The organism is Psychrobacillus sp. OK032, from assembly GCF_900111345.1.
GTDB lineage: Bacteria > Bacillota > Bacilli > Bacillales_A > Planococcaceae > Psychrobacillus.
The window spans coordinates 178,976-198,728 of sequence record NZ_FOGY01000010.1 but is presented as its reverse complement, the minus strand read 5'-3'; the positions used below and the strand labels follow the sequence as shown (position 1 = coordinate 198,728).

Below are 19,753 nucleotides of genomic sequence, written 5' to 3'. Positions count from 1 at the left end.
AAGAAACGAACATGCCAAACTTTGAAGCAGGCAAGTTCGATGTGATTGTTGTTGGAGCAGGACATGCAGGTGTGGAAGCAGCACTAGCAGCTGCTAAAATGGGTGTAAAAACGCTTGTTTTGACAATAAATCTTGATATGATTGCATTTATGCCATGTAATCCATCCATCGGAGGCCCAGCGAAGGGAATTGTTGTGCGTGAAATTGACGCATTAGGCGGAGCCATGGGAAAAGTAATAGATAAAACACATATTCAAATGAGAATGCTAAACACTGGGAAAGGTCCGGCTGTTCGAGCACTACGTGCGCAAGCAGACAAAGTGTTGTACCAAAATGAAATGAAACGACTTCTTGAAGAAGAAGAAAATTTAACAATTCACCAAGCAGTTGTAGAAGAATTACTTGTGGAAGATGAAAAAATCATTGGACTTGTAACACAAGTGGGTGCTATTTACCGAGCAGAAACAATTGTTATTACTACTGGGACATTTTTACGCGGAGAAATAATCATTGGAGACTTAAAGTATTCAAGTGGACCAAACAATCAGCAACCTTCTATTAAGTTAGCGGATAGTATCCGAAATTTAGGATTTAATTTGGTTCGATTTAAAACTGGTACTCCACCGCGTGTAAATAGTAAAACTGTAGACTATAGTAAAACAGAAATTCAACCTGGTGATGATGTTCCTAGAGCATTTAGTTTTGAAACAACTGAATTCATTATGGATCAATTACCATGTTGGTTAACATATACAAGTCAAGAGACACACCAAATTATTAATGATAATTTACATTTATCACCTATGTATTCTGGTATGATTAAAGGAACTGGACCAAGATATTGTCCATCTATTGAAGATAAAGTAGTTCGATTTAATGATAAACCGCGCCATCAGATTTTCTTAGAGCCTGAAGGAAGAAATACAAGAGAAGTGTATGTTCAAGGACTTTCGACTAGTCTACCAGAGCATGTACAACGTCAACTGATAGCTTCTGTTCCTGGGCTCGAAAATGCAGAAATGATGCGTGCTGGCTATGCAATTGAATACGATGCAATGGTTCCAACTCAATTATGGCCAACACTTGAAACGAAAAAAATTAAAAACTTATACACAGCAGGACAAATTAATGGCACTTCTGGTTACGAAGAAGCAGCAGGTCAAGGATTAATGGCTGGTATAAATGCGGCACTACGGGTACTAAACAAAGAAGAAAAAGTGTTAAGTAGATCAGAAGCATACATTGGAGTATTAATCGACGATTTAGTGACAAAAGGAACAAATGAGCCGTATCGTTTACTTACTTCACGTGCTGAATATCGATTATTATTACGTCATGATAACGCTGATTTAAGACTACTGGAAATGGGTTATCAAATCGGATTGGTTTCTCAAGATAGATATGTACAATTTTTAGCTAAAAAGAAACGAATAGAAGATGAATTAATTCGTCTTCGTACAATAATCATTAAGCCGAATGAAGTAACACAGGCATTAATTCGTAGTGTAGAAGGCAGTGAGTTAAAAGATGGTATACGTGCAGCTGATTTGCTTAAGCGAACAGAAATGCACTATGATTTAGTTGCCGAACTGGTACCTTCAGAAGTAGAATTAACATTAGAAGAAAAAGAACAAGTTGAAATTCAAGTAAAATATGAAGGGTATATTGAAAAATCTCTTCAACAAGTAGAAAAACTTAAAAAAATGGAAGACAAAAAAATTCCTGACTTACTTGATTATGATGCAATCTCTGGAATTGCTACAGAAGCTAAACAAAAATTAAAGCAAGTACGTCCATTATCTATTGCACAGGCATCTCGTATATCAGGGGTAAATCCAGCGGACATTTCTATCTTGCTTATCTATATAGAACAAGGAAAAATAGCTAAAATATCTGGATAGTCTTAAATGATAAGGAGAACTACATGAACGAAGAACAATTCAAACAAGCCCTTCATGAAAAAGGAATTACACTAAGTGATGTTCAAATAGAACAATTTAAAAAATATTATGAACTACTAGTTGAGTGGAATGAAAAAATGAATTTAACTGCAATTACAGATGAACCTTCCGTCTATTTAAAACATTTTTTTGATTCTATTAGTGCTTCATTTTATGAAGATTTTGAAGGCCATTTCTCTGTTTGCGATGTAGGAGCAGGGGCTGGCTTTCCAAGTATTCCATTAAAAATTTGTTTTCCAAATATAAGCGTTACTATAGTTGATTCATTGAATAAAAGAATTCAATTTTTAACTAATTTAAGTAAAGAATTGAACTTATCCAATGTTCAATTTGTACATGCTCGAGCAGAAGAATTCGGGCAAAACAGTGAATATAGAGAAAAATATGATATCGTAACTGCAAGAGCTGTAGCAAGGCTCTCTGTCCTATCTGAATTATGTATCCCTCTTGTAAAAGTAGGGGGAAGGTTTATTGCGATGAAAGCCGCTAGTGCTTCCGATGAGTTAAAAGATGCCAAAAAAGCACTAGATGTACTAGGTGCTGAGAAAAGTGCGGAGTATTCATTTCTTTTACCTATAGAAAATAGTGAGAGAACGTTATATGTCTTTTCTAAAACAAAAAGCACACCGAAAAGATACCCTCGAAAGCCAGGTATTCCAAACAAAACGCCTATTATTTAACCTTACTCAACATCTTGTTTCTGTCTGTAATTCAGTAGTATATAAAAACAGAGAATAGCTCCACGAAATTAGAGATCAGAGACAAGTTGTTAAGGTGCATTAAATTGAGGAACGTTCCACGTGAAACATTTATAGTAGTGTTATTTTTTCGTGAATATTAAGTGTATAGAGTTTCTAAAAGGTGGTGCTTGTTAGATGAAAAGTCCTTTTTCTCGTTTTTTCGGAAGTTCTGAAAAACAAGGACAAGATGTAGTTGTGGAACCCACACAACATCGTTTAGAAGAAGTAGTGAATATAGCAATTGAAAAAATCATACCCAATAGATACCAACCGAGAACGGTTTTTGATGAAGCAAAAATAGAGGAACTAGCTCGGACTATCCATACGCATGGTGTAATTCAACCAATAGTCATCCGCAAGATGGATGATGAAAAGTATGAAATTATTGCCGGGGAACGGCGTTTTCGTGCAATGTCAAAATTGCAGTGGACAGAAGTACCAGCAATAATTCGTAATCTAAGCGACAAAGAAACTGCTTCTATTGCTTTAATAGAAAACCTACAAAGGGAAGAATTAACCGCAATCGAAGAAGCGGTAGCTTATCAAAAGTTGCTTAAACTACATGAACTTACCCAAGAAGCATTGGCGCAACGTCTCGGTAAAGGTCAATCAACTGTTGCCAATAAACTAAGACTACTAAAACTTCCTGAAGAAGTTCAAGAAGCGATTATGAAAAAAGAGTTATCGGAAAGACATGCAAGAGCATTAATGCAAATTAAAGAAAAAGAAATGCAGCTACAGCTGATGAATATGACAATGGAAAACCATTGGAATGTGAAACAATTGGAACAAAAAGTAGATGAAATAATAAACCCTCCATTAAAAGAGGATAAAAAAGCAGCTAAACCAAAAAGGAAAGCCGTTAGTAAAGATGTACGAATTGCATTAAATACGATAAAGCAATCTTTATCAATGGTTACCAAAAGTGGTATTAATATTAAAACAGAAGAAGAAGATATGGAAGAATTTTATCAAATTACTGTAAGAATACCTAAAAAGAAATCATAATATATTATCAAATTCAAACTCTCGCATTTTTGCAAGAGTTTTTCTTTTGTTACAAGAATATCATCCATTTTTCTTGAGAAGTTTGATAGAATGGAATAGAGTCAAAAAATTATGACGAAAGTAGGTGCAAGAGTGGGAAGAATTATTGCAATAGCCAATCAAAAAGGTGGTGTGGGTAAGACTACTACATCAGTTAACTTAAGTGCCTGCCTTGCATACTTAGGTAAGAAAGTCTTACTTGTAGATATTGATCCACAAGGAAATGCTTCTAGCGGCGTAGGTGTGAATAAAGGCGATGTAAGTCAATGTATTTACGATGTTTTAATAGATGATGTGAGTGTTTTAGAAACAATTCAAGAAACAAAGGTAGAAAATCTACATATTGTTCCAGCTACAATTTCATTAGCAGGAGCTGAAATAGAATTAGTTTCAACTATATCACGAGAAGTTAGATTAAAAAAAGCATTACAAGAAGTAGAAAGTAAGTACGAATATATAATCATTGATTGTCCACCTTCACTTGGTTTATTAACTATAAACTCTTTGACTGCTTCCAATGCTATTATTATACCAGTTCAATGTGAGTTTTATGCATTGGAAGGTTTAAGTCAATTACTAAGTACTATACGACTTGTACAAAAGCATTTAAACAAAAATTTAGAGATTGATGGTGTTTTATTAACCATGTTCGATGCTAGGACTAATTTAGGTATTCAAGTCATTGAAGAAGTGAAAAAATACTTTCAAGAAAAAGTATATAAAACAATAATTCCTAGAAATGTTCGCTTGAGTGAAGCACCCAGTCATGGAGAACCAATTATTATTTACGACCCGAAGTCTAGAGGAGCAGACGTATACTTAGAACTAGCGAAGGAAGTGATTCGTAATGGCTAAAGCTTTAGGAAAAGGTATTAATGCACTCTTTCCTGGGGAAAATCAAGAAAAAACAGAGAGAGTTGAACAAATTAATTTATCGAATATTAAGCCCAATCCTTATCAACCAAGAAAAACTTTTGATGAAGAAGCAATGAAGGAACTCACAGAGTCCATAAAAGAACACGGTGTACTACAACCAATAATTCTCCGTAAAAAAGGTTCAAGATATGAAATAGTAGTTGGAGAGCGAAGATTTAGAGCATCTCAGCTTGCTAGTTTAGATATAATACCTGCTGTAATTCGAGAATTAACGGACCAGCAAATGATGGAACTTGCAATATTAGAAAACTTACAACGCGAGGATTTAACCGCTATTGAAGAAGCAGAAGCATATCAAAATTTAATGGAACATTTACATTTAACTCAAGAGCAACTTGCATTTAGACTAGGGAAAAGTAGACCACATATTGCAAACCATGTAAGATTACTAACATTACCGGAAGTCGTAAGAGATGCTATTTCCGATGGCACCCTAACAATGGGACACGGAAAGGCTTTGCTTGGTTTGAAAAAGAAAAAAGTAATTCCAACAATCATGCAAAAATCGATCAAAGAAAACCTAAATGTACGCCAATTAGAAGCCTTAGTACAAAGGCTAAACGAGAATGTTCCACGTGAAACAAAAAAAGAAGAGAAAGATATATTTACGAAAGAAAAAGAATCTGACTTGCGAGATATATTTGGTACATCCGTTTCTATAACAAAAGGCAAAGAAAAAGGGAAAATAGAAATTGAATTTTATTCAGAAGATGATTTAGAAAGAATATTAGGATTATTAGAAAATTGAATCAACCTATTTCTAGGGAAACCTAGGAATAGGTTGTATTTTTAGAGACGAGATGAGGAATACGGATGGTACTATTGGGAACTTTAGTAAATGCTCTATTAATAATTATAGGGGCTATTGCTGGAAGATTATTAAAAGGGATACCTGAAAATATGAAACAAACTGTTATGGGCGCAATCGGGATTGTGGTGACCGTCTTAGGTATTCAAATGGGATTCGAAAGTAGTAATTTTGTATTAATCATTATTTGTATAGTATTTGGTGCAGTTATTGGAGAGTGGATTGATTTAGATAAATGGTTAAATAGATTAGGCCAGTTTATAGAAAAGAAGTTTGGAGCAAAAGCTTCTCAAGGAGGAAATATTGCACAAGGTTTTGTTACGAGTACACTTATATTTGTTATTGGCGCTATGGGAGTTTTAGGAGCATTAAATAGCGGACTTCAAAACGATCATGAATTGCTTATTAGTAAAGGAATAATAGATGGCTTTACTGCTATTATTTTATCAGCAACTTTAGGAATAGGCGTATTGTTATCAGCAATTCCAGTGACAATTTACCAAGGAGTAATTGCTTTGTTTGCAACACAAATTACAAAAGTTATACCAGAAGCTGCGCTTGAGTTATTTCTTCAAGAAATGACAGCTACTGGCGGAATAATGATTATAGCAATTGGTTTAAATTTACTTGGTTTAACAAATATTAGGGTAGCAAATCTCTTGCCAAGTTTAGTCGTTGTTGGCATTGCGGTTGCTTTTATTTATATCTTTTAGATTATAACGATGCCATGCTAGGAGAAGCGAACGAGAAATGACTTTACCCATTTCAAATGTTAGATTGAGTCGGGTACTTTGTAAAACATTATATTCCATAAAACCTCCGATATTCACAACAGCTTTAATGGAGACTTCTCCGATTGGTGGTAATTCTTTTTTTACTGCTTTTCCCGGGTAAAGCGGACCAGGGTGAACGATAATCTGTCCAATATTGTTTGCATTTCCTAAACAAGCATCAATAGCAATAATATAAGGAGAATTAGGTGAGCTTTTTAACTCTTCCATAATTTCTTCAAGATTTAAAGCATGTAATGGGTTATCCAAAGTTCCGACAATTTGAAATGGAAAAGAAACGAGTTGAGTCAAAAAGGAACCGGTCATTGGCCCAAGAGCATCACCTGTAGAGCGATCCGTCCCTATACAACAAAAAACTAGGTTTGGATGATCAAAAGGAATATGTTCCAAAAAGTAGTTGCTTAATCGCCAAACAACTCCTGTTTCTTTATAATAGATAGTAGATGGATGTTGAGTAGCTGTTGCTTGAAAGTTCATATATTTTACTCGCTTTCTTTTTAGCATAGTATATGCATCTAGAAAATTATTTATTCAAATAGAGGTGATAAACAACTTTATGGACGCAACTTTGCAGAAAGTAAAAGATTATTTAATTTCAGAGGACACCTGGTTACAACTTGGTATGATTTTTTTAAAAGTAGTAGTTATTTTATTACTGACTACAATTGTGGTGAGAGTCGGTAAACGTATTATCAAAAAACTGTTTGTAGTGAGACAAAAAAGTCCTTTAGGATATTCAGAACGTAGGCAAAACACGTTAGAGAAACTACTTCAAAATATTTTAGCCAACGTTGTGTATTTCACTGCAATAATAGCTATTTTAAGTACTTTTGGTATAAAAGTGATTGGACTACTTGCGGGGGCCGGTATTGTTGGACTTGCGGTCGGATTTGGAGCACAAAGTTTGGTAAAAGATATAATTACGGGATTTTTTATTATATTTGAAGATCAATTTGCAGTAGGAGATCAAGTCCAGATTGGTACGGCAAATGGAATTGTGCAGGAAATTGGTTTACGTACAACGAAAGTGAAAAGTTATACAGGAGAACTTCATATTATTCCGAATGGAAGTATAACCGTTGTTATCAATTATTCCATTTATAACTCATTAGCCTTAATAGACATTAGCGTTGCATCTGAAACAGATATTCCAACATTAGAGAAGAATATAAAAGAATTTCTTGAAGATTTGCCTAGCAAATACGAGGATCTCGTTAAACCACCGAGTTTTCTAGGAGTACAAAGCTTTAATGCAACCGAGATAGTTGTTCGAATTACCGCTGAAACTATCCCAACCAAACAAGCTGGGGTTGCAAGAAAGGTACGAAGAGATTTAAAAGAATTCCTAGAAAAGAAAGGTATTCAAATTTCATGATTAAACTAGCGTAATTGATCATAGTAAAAGTAGGTGATTAAGATGGACAATAAACAATTTCAACTAAATGATATTGTTGAAATGAAAAAACAACATCCATGTGGAACGAATGCCTGGAAAATCATACGTATGGGGGCAGACATTCGTATTAAATGTGAAGGATGCCAACATAGTGTACTTATTCCACGAAAAGAGTTTGAAAAGAAGATGAAGCGACTATTAAAACAAGCAGATACCGAGTAAAGATAGACTTTTAGTAGCAAAATCAATATAATGAACAAGTTATAATTATAAAAAATGTAAGTTAATATAGAGAAGGGTTGTGACATATATGGCATTGACGGCAGGTATTGTAGGATTACCGAACGTAGGGAAATCCACACTGTTTAATGCAATAACGAAAGCGGGCGCACTTGCAGCTAACTATCCGTTTGCTACGATTGATCCGAACGTAGGGATTGTTGAAGTTCCAGATGCACGTTTAGATAAGTTAACAGAGTTAGTAACACCAAAGAAGACAGTCCCAACAGCATTTGAGTTTACAGATATTGCAGGAATTGTAGAAGGTGCTAGTAAAGGGGAAGGGCTTGGTAACAAATTCTTAGCTCATATTCGTGAAGTAGACGCAATCTGCCAAGTAGTACGTTGTTTTAATGATGAAAATATTACACATGTTTCTGGTAAAGTAGATCCTATCTCCGACATAGAAGTAATTAATTTGGAGTTAATTTTAGCAGATTTAGAAAGTGTAGATAAGCGTTTAGCTCGTGTTGCAAAAATGGCAAAACAAAAAGATAAAGATGCGATGGTAGAAGAACCGATTCTTTCACGCTTAAAAGAAGCTTTCGAAGCGGGTAAATCAGGTCGTTCGGTTGACTTCTCTGAAGAGGAATTACGAGTAGTAAAAGGGCTTCATCTGTTAACGGTAAAACCTATGTTATACGTTGCGAATGTATCGGAAGATGATATCATGGCAGACGACGAAAATGAATATGTACAAAGAGTACGTGCATTTGCTTCAGAAGAAGGAGCACAGGTGATTGTTGTTTGTGCCAAGATTGAAGAAGAAATGGCAGCACTAGAGGACGACGAGAAACAAATGTTCTTAGAAGAATTAGGGATTGAAGAATCTGGATTAGACCAGTTAATTAAAGCTTCCTACTCTTTACTTGGACTTGCTACATATTTCACTGCTGGTGTACAAGAAGTACGTGCATGGACTTTCCGTAAAGGGATGAAAGCTCCACAATGTGCAGGGGTAATCCACTCTGACTTTGAAAAAGGATTTATCCGAGCGGAAACAGTTGCTTACGATGATTTAGTCGCTACTGGATCTATGGCCTCAGCAAAAGAAGCAGGAAAAGTTCGTCTAGAAGGAAAAGAGTACATTGTACAAGACGGCGACGTTATGTTATTCCGTTTTAACGTATAATGACAAAAGCGCAAGCGCCTATGTCTGCCCCGACAGGCAAACGGGGAAAAGCGAGGAGGCAGCTCCTCAGCCACCACAGCTTTTTCACATTTGACCCCGAGGGGCAAGGCGCTGGAGTCTGGACGTCGAAGTTCTTGTAGAAAGTTATCCTTATGCAAAGATTTTATAATTTACTAAAGCATAAAAAAAGATTAGCGGACTTTTTCGCTAATCTTTTTTTAATACATACAGTTTAGGTTTTACAGGATCGTCTTTAATCAATACATCTTTTGGATATTTTTTCAACTCTTTATACATTGCAAAGTCGCCAGCGGCACCAGCAATAAGCCATGCGCCTAACAGAACAAGCACTGGCATTTCTATTGTATAACCAATGAACATTGGAAGAACGCCTGTCATCCAAAACGGAAGTAATAACGCTTTTTTCATCGAATGATTAGGTAGAGGAATGTTCGTAGTGGCGTAAGCAATCCCCATTTTGAGATTAACGCCGTAATCCATGCTACTCCAAGGAACTTTTCCAAAGAAATAAAAACCAAACAAGTGAAAACATTCATGCAAGACAATAAGAAGTATATAACCAATACAAAATAAGAAAAAATCCCAAAATGTAAAAGATAGTTGTATATCTCCTCGTATAAATGTATAGATGACCAGTCCAACAATTGAAAGAATAACGGTCATTATTAAACTAGACCAAGCGACTTTTTTAAAATCAATTTCAATTATGGATAAATAATCCTCTTTATTTTCCATGAACGATCCCTCCAATTAATAAATATACATGAATTTAAAAAGTATTGACAATCATTCTTGAAATAATCAACACCTTATGGTACAATTCATTGATGTGAGTAATAGAATTACTTGCTCCTTGTCGATTGTAAACAATCGGCCAAAGACCATAGGGAGGTGTAAATAGATGAGAAAGTACGAATTAATGTACATTATTCAACCAGCAATCGAAGAGGATGCGAAGAAAGCTCTAGTTGAGCGTTTCAACGAAATCCTAACTTCAAACGGTGCTGAAATCATCGAAGCAAAAGACTGGGGTAAACGCCGCTTAGCTTACGAAATCAATGACTTACGTGAAGGTTACTACCAAATCGTTAAAGCAAACGCTGATTCTAAAGCAATCGATGAATACATTCGTTTAGCAAACATCAATGAGGACATTATCCGTCACATTGCTGTTCGTATCGATGATATTAAAGTTAAAGCAAAAAAATAAAATCGACTAACAAAAGCTGTAATGAGGGAGGTTGAGCACTGATGATTAACCGTGTCGTATTAGTTGGAAGACTAACAAAAGATCCGGAACTTCGCTATACACCAAGTGGTGTGGCAATGGCAAGATTTACACTAGCTGTCAATCGAACATTTTCCAACCAATCAGGTGAAAGAGAAGCTGATTTTATCAACTGTGTCGTTTGGAGAAAACAAGCGGAAAACACGGCTAACTACTTGAAAAAAGGAAGTTTAGCAGGTGTCGAAGGGCGTATTCAAACAGGCAGTTATGAAGGACAAGATGGAAAACGTGTTTATACAACGGATGTTGTCGCAGACAGTGTTCAGTTTTTAGAACCACGTAGTAGTTCTGGAGACCGTGGCCAAACGGCACAACCATACGGTGGCGGGCAACAGCAACAACAGCAAAATCCATATCCAACATATCAGCAAAACCAACCAATGAATCAGCAAAATTATACACGTGTAGATGAAGATCCTTTTGCAAATAGTAGTGGACCAATCGAAGTATCGGATGACGATCTACCGTTTTAATAGGACTTCACACATGTTACTTTAATCGAAAAGGAGGCAATCTATTATGGCACCACGTCGCGGAGGCAAAAGACGCCGTAAGGTTTGTTACTTCACAGCTAACAACATTGCACACATCGATTATAAAGATGTAGATTTGTTGAAAAAATTCGTGTCAGAACGTGGGAAAATTCTTCCACGTCGTGTGACAGGAACTAGCGCGAAGTACCAACGTAAGTTAACACGAGCTATTAAAGTATCTCGTATCATGGCTTTACTTCCATTCTCTTCTGAAGAGAGATAAGTTTATAAATCAAGGACCGGGAAACCGGTCTTTTTTTGTGCTCTAGGAAATGATAAAATCTATGTCATCTTCTTACATTAAGTGATATATGGGAAAAATGCGCATTAAAAAAATCGATTAAGTGATTGCTATGATTTTCGCTTTAATCAATGGGAATTTATTGCTAATTTGGTGTCTGCAGTTATCAGAGCTTTAAATTTATCAGGCCGACTTCGCAATAAATTGATTGGTTGCTCTTCGGCATTTTGACAAATCTAGAACTATGTTAAGTTCAGATGCTGATTAGTCAGCGGGTTCCATTGATCGCAACGTAAGCGTGAGCGGCGGAGATGGCTCATCGCTCACCCCGCTAAAAAGCGTCCGCACTGCAGTGGAAATCCTAGCGGTAAATTACTTATGACGCATTATTCCTATATTGTACAAACTATCCTTAATAAGGGTAGTTTTTTTATTGCACCATTTGAAAAAGTAAAGTTGGCAGTGTATGGAGTTTTAGTTGGTGTAGTAAATCTGTTACAATAAGTAGATGACTAGGATAAAGGAAGGTACTAAATGCAAAAAAATCAGTCAAACTATTTAACATATGGGTCTATGATGATTGCACTATTTGCTATTCTATTAGAAATCTCGGTGTATGTGCCATTCGTAGGTTTTATAACGTCGTTTATCGTTCCATTACCGATTGCTTGGTATAGTGCAAAGTTTGCAAGGAAACATGCTATATTTGTAACAGTTATTGCGATAATAATATCATTTATAATCGGTGGATTTTTTGGCTTCGTTTTTGGATTATTGGTTGCTCCATTAGGGTTGCTAATAGGTGACTCCATTCGTAATAATAAATCGAAGTTGTATATGCTAATGGCTTCTGGGATTTTCATATTACTTATGACGGCAATACAATACATAATTTCTATCTTATTATTAAATATCAATATTTTAGAACAACTATTAGAGGGTATTGAAATATACTATGACCAAATAGGGAATATTATGGCGTCGGTTGGGCAATTGCCGAAAGATTACGATCAAATGGTGGCACAAAGTATAATGCTAATTGAAGCAATTATGCCTTCTTATTTTATTGGTGGGGCTTTTATCGGTGCTTTTATTTACTTAGTGATTAATTTATCGTTATTAAAAAAGTTAAAACTAGATGTTCCAAAATTTTCAAAGTTTATGGATTTTAGACTACCAAAAGTGGTGTTGTGGTATTATTTAATCGTATCCATTTTTACCTTGTTCATGTCATTTGAAATTGGGACTTTTGGATATTTACTATTTGTGAATGCGGCACTTATTTTAAGAGTTCTTTTGTTTTTACAAGGTGTATCGCTCATTCACTACTATTTTTATGTGCAAGGGTGGCCAAAATGGTCAATGGTTTTAGCAAGCATTCTTGCCGTACCGCTTTATACGTTCACTATTATATTGGGTGTCTTAGATTTAGGATTTAATGTGCGAGCGTATTTAAAAGACAGGTACAAAAAATAAGGAGCTGATCAAGTGGCATCTTTTTTTAGGAAACGGCCAATTCGATATCCACTGGTTTTGTTCATGTTACTCGGTGGAGTGGCAGCTTATATATTGTTGTTTAACAATTTGTTAGTTGGATTGTTATTTACTTTATTAGTAATTGGGGTCTCTATTTATGCATGGATTATAGAACAACGTGTATATGAAGAGACAGAAAGGCATATAGAAACCCTCTCTTATCGAATGAAAAAAGTAGGAGAAGAAGCGCTATTAGAAATGCCTATTGGTATTTTATTGATAAATGATCAGTATGTCATTGAGTGGGCTAACCCTTACATGATGCAAAAGTTACCATTCGATACGATTATTGGTGAAGAGTTGTTCTCGATATCAACAGATTTTAAACAGCTTTTGAAACAGGAAGATATAAAAGAAATCGTCATATCACTTGATGACAATAACTACAAAGTGTTGTATAAAGCAGAAGAAAAGCTATTGTACTTCTTCGACATTACAGAACAAGTAGAAATGGAATCCTTATATTATGGGGATCGTACAGTTATCGGTGTGTTATTTATCGATAACTATGATGAAATTGCGCAAGGGATGGATGATCAAACCCGAGGACAGTTAAATAGTATTGTTACCTCATGTGTGAATGACTGGGGCGCAAAATACGGAATATATGTAAAAAGGATTTCTTCAGATCGTTTTTTAGCGGTTTTTAACGAATCAATTTTAGTGGAACTAGAGAAAAATAAATTTTCAATTTTAGATGATATTAGAGAGACTACAGCAAAGTTTGGATTTTCTTTAACGTTGAGTGTTGGTGTTGGTGCAGGATCTATTTCACTGGTAGAGCTTGGAGAGTTAGCACAGTCGAGCTTAGACTTAGTATTAGGGCGCGGTGGAGATCAGGTAGCGATCAAACATCCAAGTGGAAAAGTGAAGTTTTACGGCGGGAAAACAAATCCAGTAGAAAAAAGAACGCGTGTTAGAGCTAGAGTTATATCGCATGCCCTTCGAGATTTAATTCAAGATAGTGATCAAGTGTTTGTGATGGGGCATCGTATGCCTGATATGGATGCAATTGGATCTGCTGTCGGAGTGAGAAAAATGGCCGAGATGAATAAAGTAGATGGCTACGTTGTGATAGACTTTAATGAACTAGACAACAGCGTTATTCGATTAATGGATGAAATTAAGGAAAAGCCAGAGCTCTATGATCGTTTTATCAGCCCGGATGAAGCAATGAGTAAAATGACTGATAAAACACTTTTAGTTGTAGTAGATACACATAAACCAAGCCTAGTTATTGATGAAAAATTGCTTCAAAGAGCAGAGAAAATAGTCGTCATTGATCATCACCGACGAGGAGAAGAATTTATATCTAATACGATGCTTGTTTATATGGAACCCTACGCTTCCTCTACTTCTGAGCTTGTTACAGAATTAATCGAATACCAGCCTAAATACCAAAAGGTAACAAGCTTAGAAGCTACATCTATGCTTGCAGGAATAATAGTTGACACGAAAAGCTTTACCTTACGTACAGGAGCTAGAACATTTGAAGCAGCTTCCTATCTTCGTACGAATGGAGCAGATACGGTACTTGTACAACGTTTATTGAAAGAAGACATTGATACGTATATTGAGCGTTCTAAAATAGTGCAAACAGTTGAATTTTTTGGCGAAGGTATTGCTATTGCACACGGTGAAGATAACATCGCTTATAGTCAGGTGTTACTAGCCCAAACAGCCGATATTTTATTAACGATGAATAATATTACTGCTTCGTTTGTCATTGGGCGAAAAAGCGATTCTAAAATAGGCATAAGTGCAAGATCACTCGGAGATGTAAATGTACAGTTAGTAATGGAAAGACTGAACGGCGGGGGGCATTTAACGAATGCTGCATGCCAATTAGAAAATAAAACAATAGAAGAGGCAATAACATTATTAAAAGATGCTATTACGGAAACAACTAAAGGAGGAAATACAGAATGAAAGTCGTATTCTTAAAAGATGTAAAAGGTAAAGGGAAAAAAGGGGAAATAAAAAACGTTGCAGATGGCTATGCACATAACTTTTTATTGAAAAATAAACTCGCAGTGGAAGCAAATACAGCTGCAATTAGCGCTTTAGAAGGGCAAAAGAAAAAATCAGAAAAAGAAGCAGCAGAAGAGTTAGCAGAAGCAAAAAAATTAAAAGAAGTGTTAGAGCAACTTACAGTAGAGTTGAAGGCAAAATCAGGTAGCGATGGTCGCTTATTTGGTTCTGTAACAACCAAACAAATTGCAGCACAGTTAGAGAAATCACATAGTATTAAACTGGATAAGCGCAAAATGGAGCTAGATGATGCTATTCGTGCATTAGGATTTACAAATGTTCCGGTTAAACTACATCATGAAGTAGTAGCGACATTAAAAGTGCAAGTCACAGAAGAAGCATAAGGAGAGAGATCAATGAGCGATCCATTGTTGGACCGTGTACCGCCCCATAATCAAGAAGCTGAGCAATCTGTCATCGGAGCAATATTTTTAGAACCGCAAGCATTAATAACTGCCGCAGAAATTGTGATGCCGGAGGACTTTTACCGAGTCGCACATCAAAAGATATTTCAAACGATGATACGGTTAAGTGATCAAGGGAAAGCAATAGACGTCGTTACTGTAACCGAAGAACTTTCGGCTAAAAAAGAGTTGGAAGATGTTGGAGGTATCTCGTACATTAGTGAGATTGCAAATAGCGTCCCGACTGCTGCTAATATTGGTCATTATGCAAAGATAGTAGAAGAAAAGTCTATTTTACGTCGACTTATTCGTGTAGCTACTTCGATCGTAGAAGACGGATTCACTAGAGAAGACGAAGTAGAAGCCTTATTATCAGAAGCAGAAAAAAAAATGATGGAAGTCGCCAACCGAAAAAGTGCCGGTGACTTTAAGCATATTAAAGATGTATTAGTGGAAACATATGATAATATCGAAAAGCTTCATTCACAAAAAGGTGATGTTACGGGAATACCTACAGGATTTCGTGATTTAGATCGTATTACTGCTGGTTTCCAACGAAATGACTTAATCATCGTAGCCGCACGTCCGTCTGTCGGGAAAACAGCATTTGCACTCAATGTAGCCCAAAATGTAGCTACAAAGACCGACGAAAACGTTGCCATCTTTAGCTTGGAGATGGGAGCAGAACAATTAGTAATGCGTATACTTTGTGCAGAGGGGAATATAGATGCTCAAGTCCTTCGTACCGGTGCACTTACAACAGAAGACTGGCGTAAGCTCACAATGGCGATGGGAAGCTTATCAAATGCTGGTATTTATATCGACGATACGCCTGGTATTCGAGTAAATGAAATACGTGCTAAATGCCGTCGTTTAAAACAAGAATCTGGTCTTGGAATGATATTAATTGATTATTTACAACTTATTCAAGGAAGCGGTGGAAGTCAAGCAAACCGTCAACAAGAGGTTTCCGAGATTTCTCGTTCACTAAAAGGGTTAGCACGTGAGTTAAAAGTACCGGTCATTGCACTTTCACAGCTTTCCCGTGGGGTGGAACAACGACAAGATAAACGACCGATGATGTCCGATTTACGTGAATCTGGGTCAATTGAGCAAGATGCGGATATCGTTTCTTTCCTATATCGTGAGGATTATTACGATAAAGAAACGGAAAACCAAAATATGATTGAAATTATCATTGCAAAACAGCGTAATGGCCCGACTGGAACTGTAACGCTTGCCTTTGTGAAGGAATTTAATAAATTCGTTAATATTGATTGGAGCCAACATCAAGCTCCACCAGCATAACTATAAACACGAATGTATTAATGGGTATACCATTAATTGTTCGTGTTTTTTATTGAAATTTGTTGACGATGATTTAGAATATTGGTACAATTACACTGATTTTATTCAGGACATATGAATGTCTGTCGGAGGTGTCGGCAATGCCATCAGTTGTAGTGGTTGGAACACAGTGGGGAGACGAAGGAAAAGGAAAAATTACCGATTTTCTTTCTGAAAGTGCAGAAGTAATCGCACGTTATCAAGGTGGAAATAATGCAGGGCATACTATTATTTTCGGAGGCGAAACGTATAAGCTTCATCTCATTCCTTCCGGTATTTTTTACAACGATAAAATCTCTGTTATTGGAAACGGCATGGTGGTAGATCCAAAGGCACTAGTAAAAGAAATAAAGGGACTACATGATCGAGGCGTAGAGACGGAGAATTTACGTATTTCCAACCGGGCACATGTCATCCTTCCGTACCACATTAAACAAGATGAAGTAGAAGAAGCACGTAAAGGTGCAAATAAAATTGGTACTACAGGCAAAGGAATTGGACCAGCCTATATGGATAAAGCTGCACGAGTTGGAATTCGTATCGCAGATCTTCTTGATTATGAGGTGTTTAAAGAAAAGTTAGCACATAATTTGGCTGAAAAAAATAGAATGTTCGAGAAGCTTTATGAAACAGAAGGGTTTACAGTAGAGGAAATTTTAGAAGAGTTTTATGGTTATGGAAAAGAAATCGAAAAATACGTAACAGATACTTCAAAAGTATTAAACGATGCATTAGACGAAGGTCGTCGTGTACTTTTTGAAGGTGCGCAAGGTGTCATGTTGGATATTGACCAAGGAACGTATCCATTTGTAACTTCTTCGAATCCAGTTGCTGGAGGGGTAACGATTGGTGCTGGAGTTGGACCAACTAAAATATCTCATGTGGTAGGCGTATGCAAAGCTTATACTTCTCGTGTAGGTGATGGACCGTTTCCGACAGAGTTATTTGATGAAGTTGGAAGTCAAATCCGTGAAGTTGGGAAAGAGTATGGAACAACAACTGGCAGACCACGCCGAATTGGTTGGTTTGATACAGTAGTAATCAGACATGCTGCACGTGTAAGTGGATTAACGGATTTAACAGTAAATTCTATTGACGTTTTAACTGGTTTGGATACTGTAAAAATATGTACAGCTTATAAATATAAAGAGAAGTTAATCACGGAATACCCAGCAAATCTTCGTGTGCTTTCGGAATGTGAACCGGTATATGAAGAGTTACAAGGTTGGAACGAAGATATTACGAAATGTAAAACGCTTGATGAGTTACCAGCAAATGCTCGTCATTATCTAGAGCGAATCGCACAATTAACCGGCGTACAAATATCAATTTTTTCGGTTGGTCCGGATCGTACGCAAACCAATATTATTTCGAGTGTTTGGAGATAGGGTAATAAGTAAAAGCTGTCGAGAAGTGAAAACTTTTCGACAGCTTTTTGTCGTCTCATTCAAAAGTTAAGGGAAAACTAAAGATTTAAGACTTCTAATATGACAAATATGACAGAGAATAGAATATGTTCTTGTGTAAAAATAGGTATTATGGCAATAATTCAGATAAAAGAGTCGAAAATAAAGAAAAAGAGATTAGTTCTTCTCCTTTTTTTGTAAGCTAATAGAATATATTGGAACCAATACTACAGTTTCTTTACAACTAGCGTAATTAGTTCACTTCCTTATTTCAAATATGTTAAATTAAAGTAGTGTCAAAAATAGAGTAGATTGTAATTAGTTTGGAAGGGGCTTTACCATGTTTTTGAAAAGAAAGAACAAGGAACAGGAAATTCAAAAAACTGTTCTGACAAACAGAAAATCAAGTATAGTGAAAAAAGCAACCGTATCAATTTTGCTCATTTCCAGTTTTTCCTTTAATATTGCATTTGCAAATGAAGACGAGAGTCATATGTTGAAAGAAATTTATCATATATATTCCAATGGAGAATACGTAGGGGCATTATCAGATCAAACAGAGATGGAAGCAATGATGGATCAAAAAGTTCAAGATTCGAGCTCCCAGTACGAGAATCTTTCTTTAAAAGCTGGTTCTAACTTGTCAATTGTACCAGAACAAGTTTTTACAGCTTCTACAAATGACGAAGCAACACTTCAAAAATTAGATGAGTTAATAGAAGTAAAAGCAACAGCATTTGCATTATCTGTTAATGACGAGATGGCGGTCTACGTCAAAGACTTAGATGCTTACCAAGAAGCCGTACATAAATTTAAGTTGCAATTTGTTTCAGAAGATGAGCTACAAGCACTGGAAGCACGAAAAGATTCTACTGAAGCTTTACCCCAATTAAATGAAAATGAAACACGTATTACGGATTTAATCTTAAAAGAAAAAGTATCAGGCGTTACTGTAGAAGTCAATCCAGAAAAAGTTGTCTCACCAGATGATGCAGTTAAACTTCTTTTAGAAGGAACTTTAGAAAAAGAAACATATAAAGTGGACACAGGTGATGTATTAGGAACAATAGCTAATAAGCATGATTTAACATCTGCTGAGCTTATGGCTTTAAATCCAGGAGTTACAGAATCTACCTTATTGCAAATAGGGCAAGAGTTAAATGTAACTGTCTTAAAACCACTTATTAATGTAGAAGTTCTATATGAAAAAAAAGCTGAGGAAGTCATCAAACATACAAAAAAAGTAGTAGAATCAGATGAAATGTATAAAGGTGATACAAAGGTTAAACAAGAAGGTTCTGATGGAAAGAAGATAGCTACTTACTTAGTCCGTAAAGCAAATGGTGTTGAAGTAGGGCAATCAGTAATTGAAGAGACAATCCTTGAAGAACCTAAGGAGCATATCGTCTTAAAAGGAACTAAAGTGATACCGTCTCGTGGTTCTGGTCAATTTGCTTGGCCAGCTGAAGGTGGATATATATCCAGTAAAATGGGTTATCGTTGGGGCCGTCAGCATGAGGGGATAGATATTGCACGTCCTAATGGTTTTGCGATAAAAGCCGCGGATAATGGCGTTGTTGAAGCAGCTGGACGAGATGGAACATATGGTAATCGGGTAATTGTGAATCACCAGAATGGATACAAAACAACCTATGCTCACCTCGCTTCTATAAGTGTTAGTGTAGGGGATGTTGTGCCTCAAGGTTCTAAGTTAGGTGTAATGGGAAGTACTGGTCGTTCAACAGGTACTCACTTGCATTTCGAAGTGAAGAAGAACGGTGTAACGATTAATCCATTATCTGTGTTAAACTAAAAATAGGTAGAGACGGTCACTAGTTTGGCTGTCTCTTTTTTTT

Annotated in this window: 20 protein-coding genes; 18 read left to right on the top strand and 2 right to left on the bottom strand. The window is 36.2% G+C overall.

Going from position 1 to position 19,753, the window contains the following annotated elements:
• Positions 1–11: 11 nt before the first annotated feature.
• From mnmG to BMZ04_RS18605, 6 genes are all read left to right on the top strand, one after another.
• Positions 12–1,901 (top strand): tRNA uridine-5-carboxymethylaminomethyl(34) synthesis enzyme MnmG, encoded by a 1,890-nt coding sequence (gene mnmG / locus BMZ04_RS18630; protein ID WP_093275464.1) that lies wholly within the window; start codon positions 12–14, stop codon positions 1,899–1,901.
• A gap of 23 nt (positions 1,902–1,924) precedes the next feature.
• Positions 1,925–2,641 carry a 16S rRNA (guanine(527)-N(7))-methyltransferase RsmG gene (gene rsmG / locus BMZ04_RS18625; RefSeq protein ID WP_093275460.1) on the top strand — a complete coding sequence of 239 codons (717 nt, stop codon included), beginning with the start codon at positions 1,925–1,927 and terminating at the stop codon, positions 2,639–2,641.
• Between the two features lie 195 nt (positions 2,642–2,836).
• Entirely contained in the window at positions 2,837–3,709 is an 873-nt protein-coding gene (noc, locus tag BMZ04_RS18620) for a nucleoid occlusion protein (RefSeq protein ID WP_093275458.1), read from the top strand.
• A 132-nt stretch (positions 3,710–3,841) separates the two neighbouring features.
• Positions 3,842–4,603 carry a ParA family protein gene (locus tag BMZ04_RS18615; protein WP_093275583.1) on the top strand — a complete coding sequence of 254 codons (762 nt, stop codon included), beginning with the start codon at positions 3,842–3,844 and terminating at the stop codon, positions 4,601–4,603.
• A complete protein-coding gene (locus BMZ04_RS18610; protein WP_093275455.1) occupies positions 4,596–5,432 on the top strand; it encodes a ParB/RepB/Spo0J family partition protein in 837 nt (278 codons plus the stop codon). Before BMZ04_RS18615 ends, BMZ04_RS18610 begins: the two co-directional genes overlap by 8 nt.
• Positions 5,433–5,497: 65 nt before the next feature.
• Positions 5,498–6,205, top strand: coding sequence for a DUF554 domain-containing protein (locus tag BMZ04_RS18605; protein WP_093275453.1), 708 nt, complete (start codon positions 5,498–5,500; stop codon positions 6,203–6,205).
• On the opposite strand, the gene yyaC is transcribed toward BMZ04_RS18605, so the two are convergent.
• Positions 6,161–6,760, bottom strand: a complete 600-nt coding sequence (gene yyaC / locus BMZ04_RS18600; protein WP_093275579.1) for a spore protease YyaC — start codon at positions 6,758–6,760, stop codon at positions 6,161–6,163. The genes BMZ04_RS18605 and yyaC overlap by 45 nt on opposite strands.
• Before the next feature lie 79 nt (positions 6,761–6,839).
• Here yyaC and BMZ04_RS18595 point away from each other — a divergent pair, with 79 nt between their 5' ends.
• The 3 genes from BMZ04_RS18595 (at position 6,840) to ychF (ending at position 9,090) form a co-directional block, all read left to right on the top strand.
• Positions 6,840–7,658 carry a mechanosensitive ion channel family protein gene (locus BMZ04_RS18595; protein WP_093275450.1) on the top strand — a complete coding sequence of 273 codons (819 nt, stop codon included), beginning with the start codon at positions 6,840–6,842 and terminating at the stop codon, positions 7,656–7,658.
• 42 nt (positions 7,659–7,700) lie between these two features.
• Positions 7,701–7,901, top strand: coding sequence for a DUF951 domain-containing protein (locus BMZ04_RS18590; protein WP_093275447.1), 201 nt, complete (start codon positions 7,701–7,703; stop codon positions 7,899–7,901).
• An 88-nt stretch (positions 7,902–7,989) separates the two neighbouring features.
• Positions 7,990–9,090: a redox-regulated ATPase YchF gene (gene ychF / locus BMZ04_RS18585; RefSeq protein ID WP_093275443.1), complete on the top strand. Its 1,101-nt coding sequence runs from the start codon at positions 7,990–7,992 to the stop codon at positions 9,088–9,090.
• A 207-nt stretch (positions 9,091–9,297) separates the two neighbouring features.
• Here the strand turns inward: ychF and BMZ04_RS18580 are convergent, their stop codons facing one another.
• Complete coding sequence (locus tag BMZ04_RS18580) at positions 9,298–9,846, bottom strand: DUF3267 domain-containing protein (protein WP_093275439.1); 549 nt, start codon at positions 9,844–9,846, stop codon at positions 9,298–9,300.
• A 166-nt stretch (positions 9,847–10,012) separates the two neighbouring features.
• Between BMZ04_RS18580 and rpsF the strand changes: the two genes are divergently transcribed.
• From rpsF to BMZ04_RS18535, 9 genes are all read left to right on the top strand, one after another.
• On the top strand, positions 10,013–10,321 hold the full coding sequence (gene rpsF, locus BMZ04_RS18575; protein ID WP_093275435.1) for a 30S ribosomal protein S6: 309 nt from the start codon (positions 10,013–10,015) through the stop codon (positions 10,319–10,321).
• Positions 10,322–10,362: 41 nt separating this feature from the next.
• Positions 10,363–10,872, top strand: coding sequence for a single-stranded DNA-binding protein (gene ssb / locus BMZ04_RS18570; RefSeq protein WP_093275432.1), 510 nt, complete (start codon positions 10,363–10,365; stop codon positions 10,870–10,872).
• A 46-nt stretch (positions 10,873–10,918) separates the two neighbouring features.
• A complete protein-coding gene (gene rpsR / locus BMZ04_RS18565; RefSeq protein ID WP_093275428.1) occupies positions 10,919–11,155 on the top strand; it encodes a 30S ribosomal protein S18 in 237 nt (78 codons plus the stop codon).
• Between the two features lie 552 nt (positions 11,156–11,707).
• Entirely contained in the window at positions 11,708–12,649 is a 942-nt protein-coding gene (locus tag BMZ04_RS18560; RefSeq protein WP_093275423.1) for a YybS family protein, read from the top strand.
• Between the two features lie 12 nt (positions 12,650–12,661).
• Positions 12,662–14,638 carry a DHH family phosphoesterase gene (locus tag BMZ04_RS18555; protein ID WP_177184501.1) on the top strand — a complete coding sequence of 659 codons (1,977 nt, stop codon included), beginning with the start codon at positions 12,662–12,664 and terminating at the stop codon, positions 14,636–14,638.
• Positions 14,635–15,084 carry a 50S ribosomal protein L9 gene (gene rplI / locus BMZ04_RS18550; RefSeq protein ID WP_093275419.1) on the top strand — a complete coding sequence of 150 codons (450 nt, stop codon included), beginning with the start codon at positions 14,635–14,637 and terminating at the stop codon, positions 15,082–15,084. The genes BMZ04_RS18555 and rplI overlap by 4 nt, the downstream gene beginning before the upstream one ends.
• 12 nt (positions 15,085–15,096) lie before the next feature.
• Positions 15,097–16,452, top strand: coding sequence for a replicative DNA helicase (dnaB, locus tag BMZ04_RS18545; RefSeq protein WP_093275416.1), 1,356 nt, complete (start codon positions 15,097–15,099; stop codon positions 16,450–16,452).
• A 140-nt stretch (positions 16,453–16,592) separates the two neighbouring features.
• Complete coding sequence (locus tag BMZ04_RS18540; RefSeq protein WP_093275413.1) at positions 16,593–17,879, top strand: adenylosuccinate synthase; 1,287 nt, start codon at positions 16,593–16,595, stop codon at positions 17,877–17,879.
• A gap of 358 nt (positions 17,880–18,237) precedes the next feature.
• Positions 18,238–19,710, top strand: a complete 1,473-nt coding sequence (locus BMZ04_RS18535; RefSeq protein WP_093275408.1) for a M23 family metallopeptidase — start codon at positions 18,238–18,240, stop codon at positions 19,708–19,710.
• Positions 19,711–19,753 lie beyond the last annotated feature (43 nt).

Excerpts from the sequence above, each read along its gene's own strand:
- dnaB (WP_093275416.1), top strand. The coding sequence starts at position 15,097 with ATGAGCGATCCATTGTTGGACCGTGTACCGCCCCATAATCAAGAAGCT.
- yyaC (WP_093275579.1), bottom strand. The coding sequence starts at position 6,760 with ATGAACTTTCAAGCAACAGCTACTCAACATCCATCTACTATCTATTAT.
- BMZ04_RS18590 (WP_093275447.1), top strand. The coding sequence starts at position 7,701 with ATGGACAATAAACAATTTCAACTAAATGATATTGTTGAAATGAAAAAA.
- BMZ04_RS18540 (WP_093275413.1), top strand. The coding sequence starts at position 16,593 with ATGCCATCAGTTGTAGTGGTTGGAACACAGTGGGGAGACGAAGGAAAA.
- BMZ04_RS18580 (WP_093275439.1), bottom strand. The coding sequence starts at position 9,846 with ATGGAAAATAAAGAGGATTATTTATCCATAATTGAAATTGATTTTAAA.
- BMZ04_RS18595 (WP_093275450.1), top strand. The coding sequence starts at position 6,840 with ATGGACGCAACTTTGCAGAAAGTAAAAGATTATTTAATTTCAGAGGAC.
- rpsR (WP_093275428.1), top strand. The coding sequence starts at position 10,919 with ATGGCACCACGTCGCGGAGGCAAAAGACGCCGTAAGGTTTGTTACTTC.
- BMZ04_RS18605 (WP_093275453.1), top strand. The coding sequence starts at position 5,498 with ATGGTACTATTGGGAACTTTAGTAAATGCTCTATTAATAATTATAGGG.
- BMZ04_RS18535 (WP_093275408.1), top strand. The coding sequence starts at position 18,238 with ATGTTTTTGAAAAGAAAGAACAAGGAACAGGAAATTCAAAAAACTGTT.
- rpsF (WP_093275435.1), top strand. The coding sequence starts at position 10,013 with ATGAGAAAGTACGAATTAATGTACATTATTCAACCAGCAATCGAAGAG.
- rplI (WP_093275419.1), top strand. The coding sequence starts at position 14,635 with ATGAAAGTCGTATTCTTAAAAGATGTAAAAGGTAAAGGGAAAAAAGGG.
- ychF (WP_093275443.1), top strand. The coding sequence starts at position 7,990 with ATGGCATTGACGGCAGGTATTGTAGGATTACCGAACGTAGGGAAATCC.
- mnmG (WP_093275464.1), top strand. The coding sequence starts at position 12 with ATGCCAAACTTTGAAGCAGGCAAGTTCGATGTGATTGTTGTTGGAGCA.
- BMZ04_RS18560 (WP_093275423.1), top strand. The coding sequence starts at position 11,708 with ATGCAAAAAAATCAGTCAAACTATTTAACATATGGGTCTATGATGATT.
- rsmG (WP_093275460.1), top strand. The coding sequence starts at position 1,925 with ATGAACGAAGAACAATTCAAACAAGCCCTTCATGAAAAAGGAATTACA.
- noc (WP_093275458.1), top strand. The coding sequence starts at position 2,837 with ATGAAAAGTCCTTTTTCTCGTTTTTTCGGAAGTTCTGAAAAACAAGGA.
- BMZ04_RS18610 (WP_093275455.1), top strand. The coding sequence starts at position 4,596 with ATGGCTAAAGCTTTAGGAAAAGGTATTAATGCACTCTTTCCTGGGGAA.
- ssb (WP_093275432.1), top strand. The coding sequence starts at position 10,363 with ATGATTAACCGTGTCGTATTAGTTGGAAGACTAACAAAAGATCCGGAA.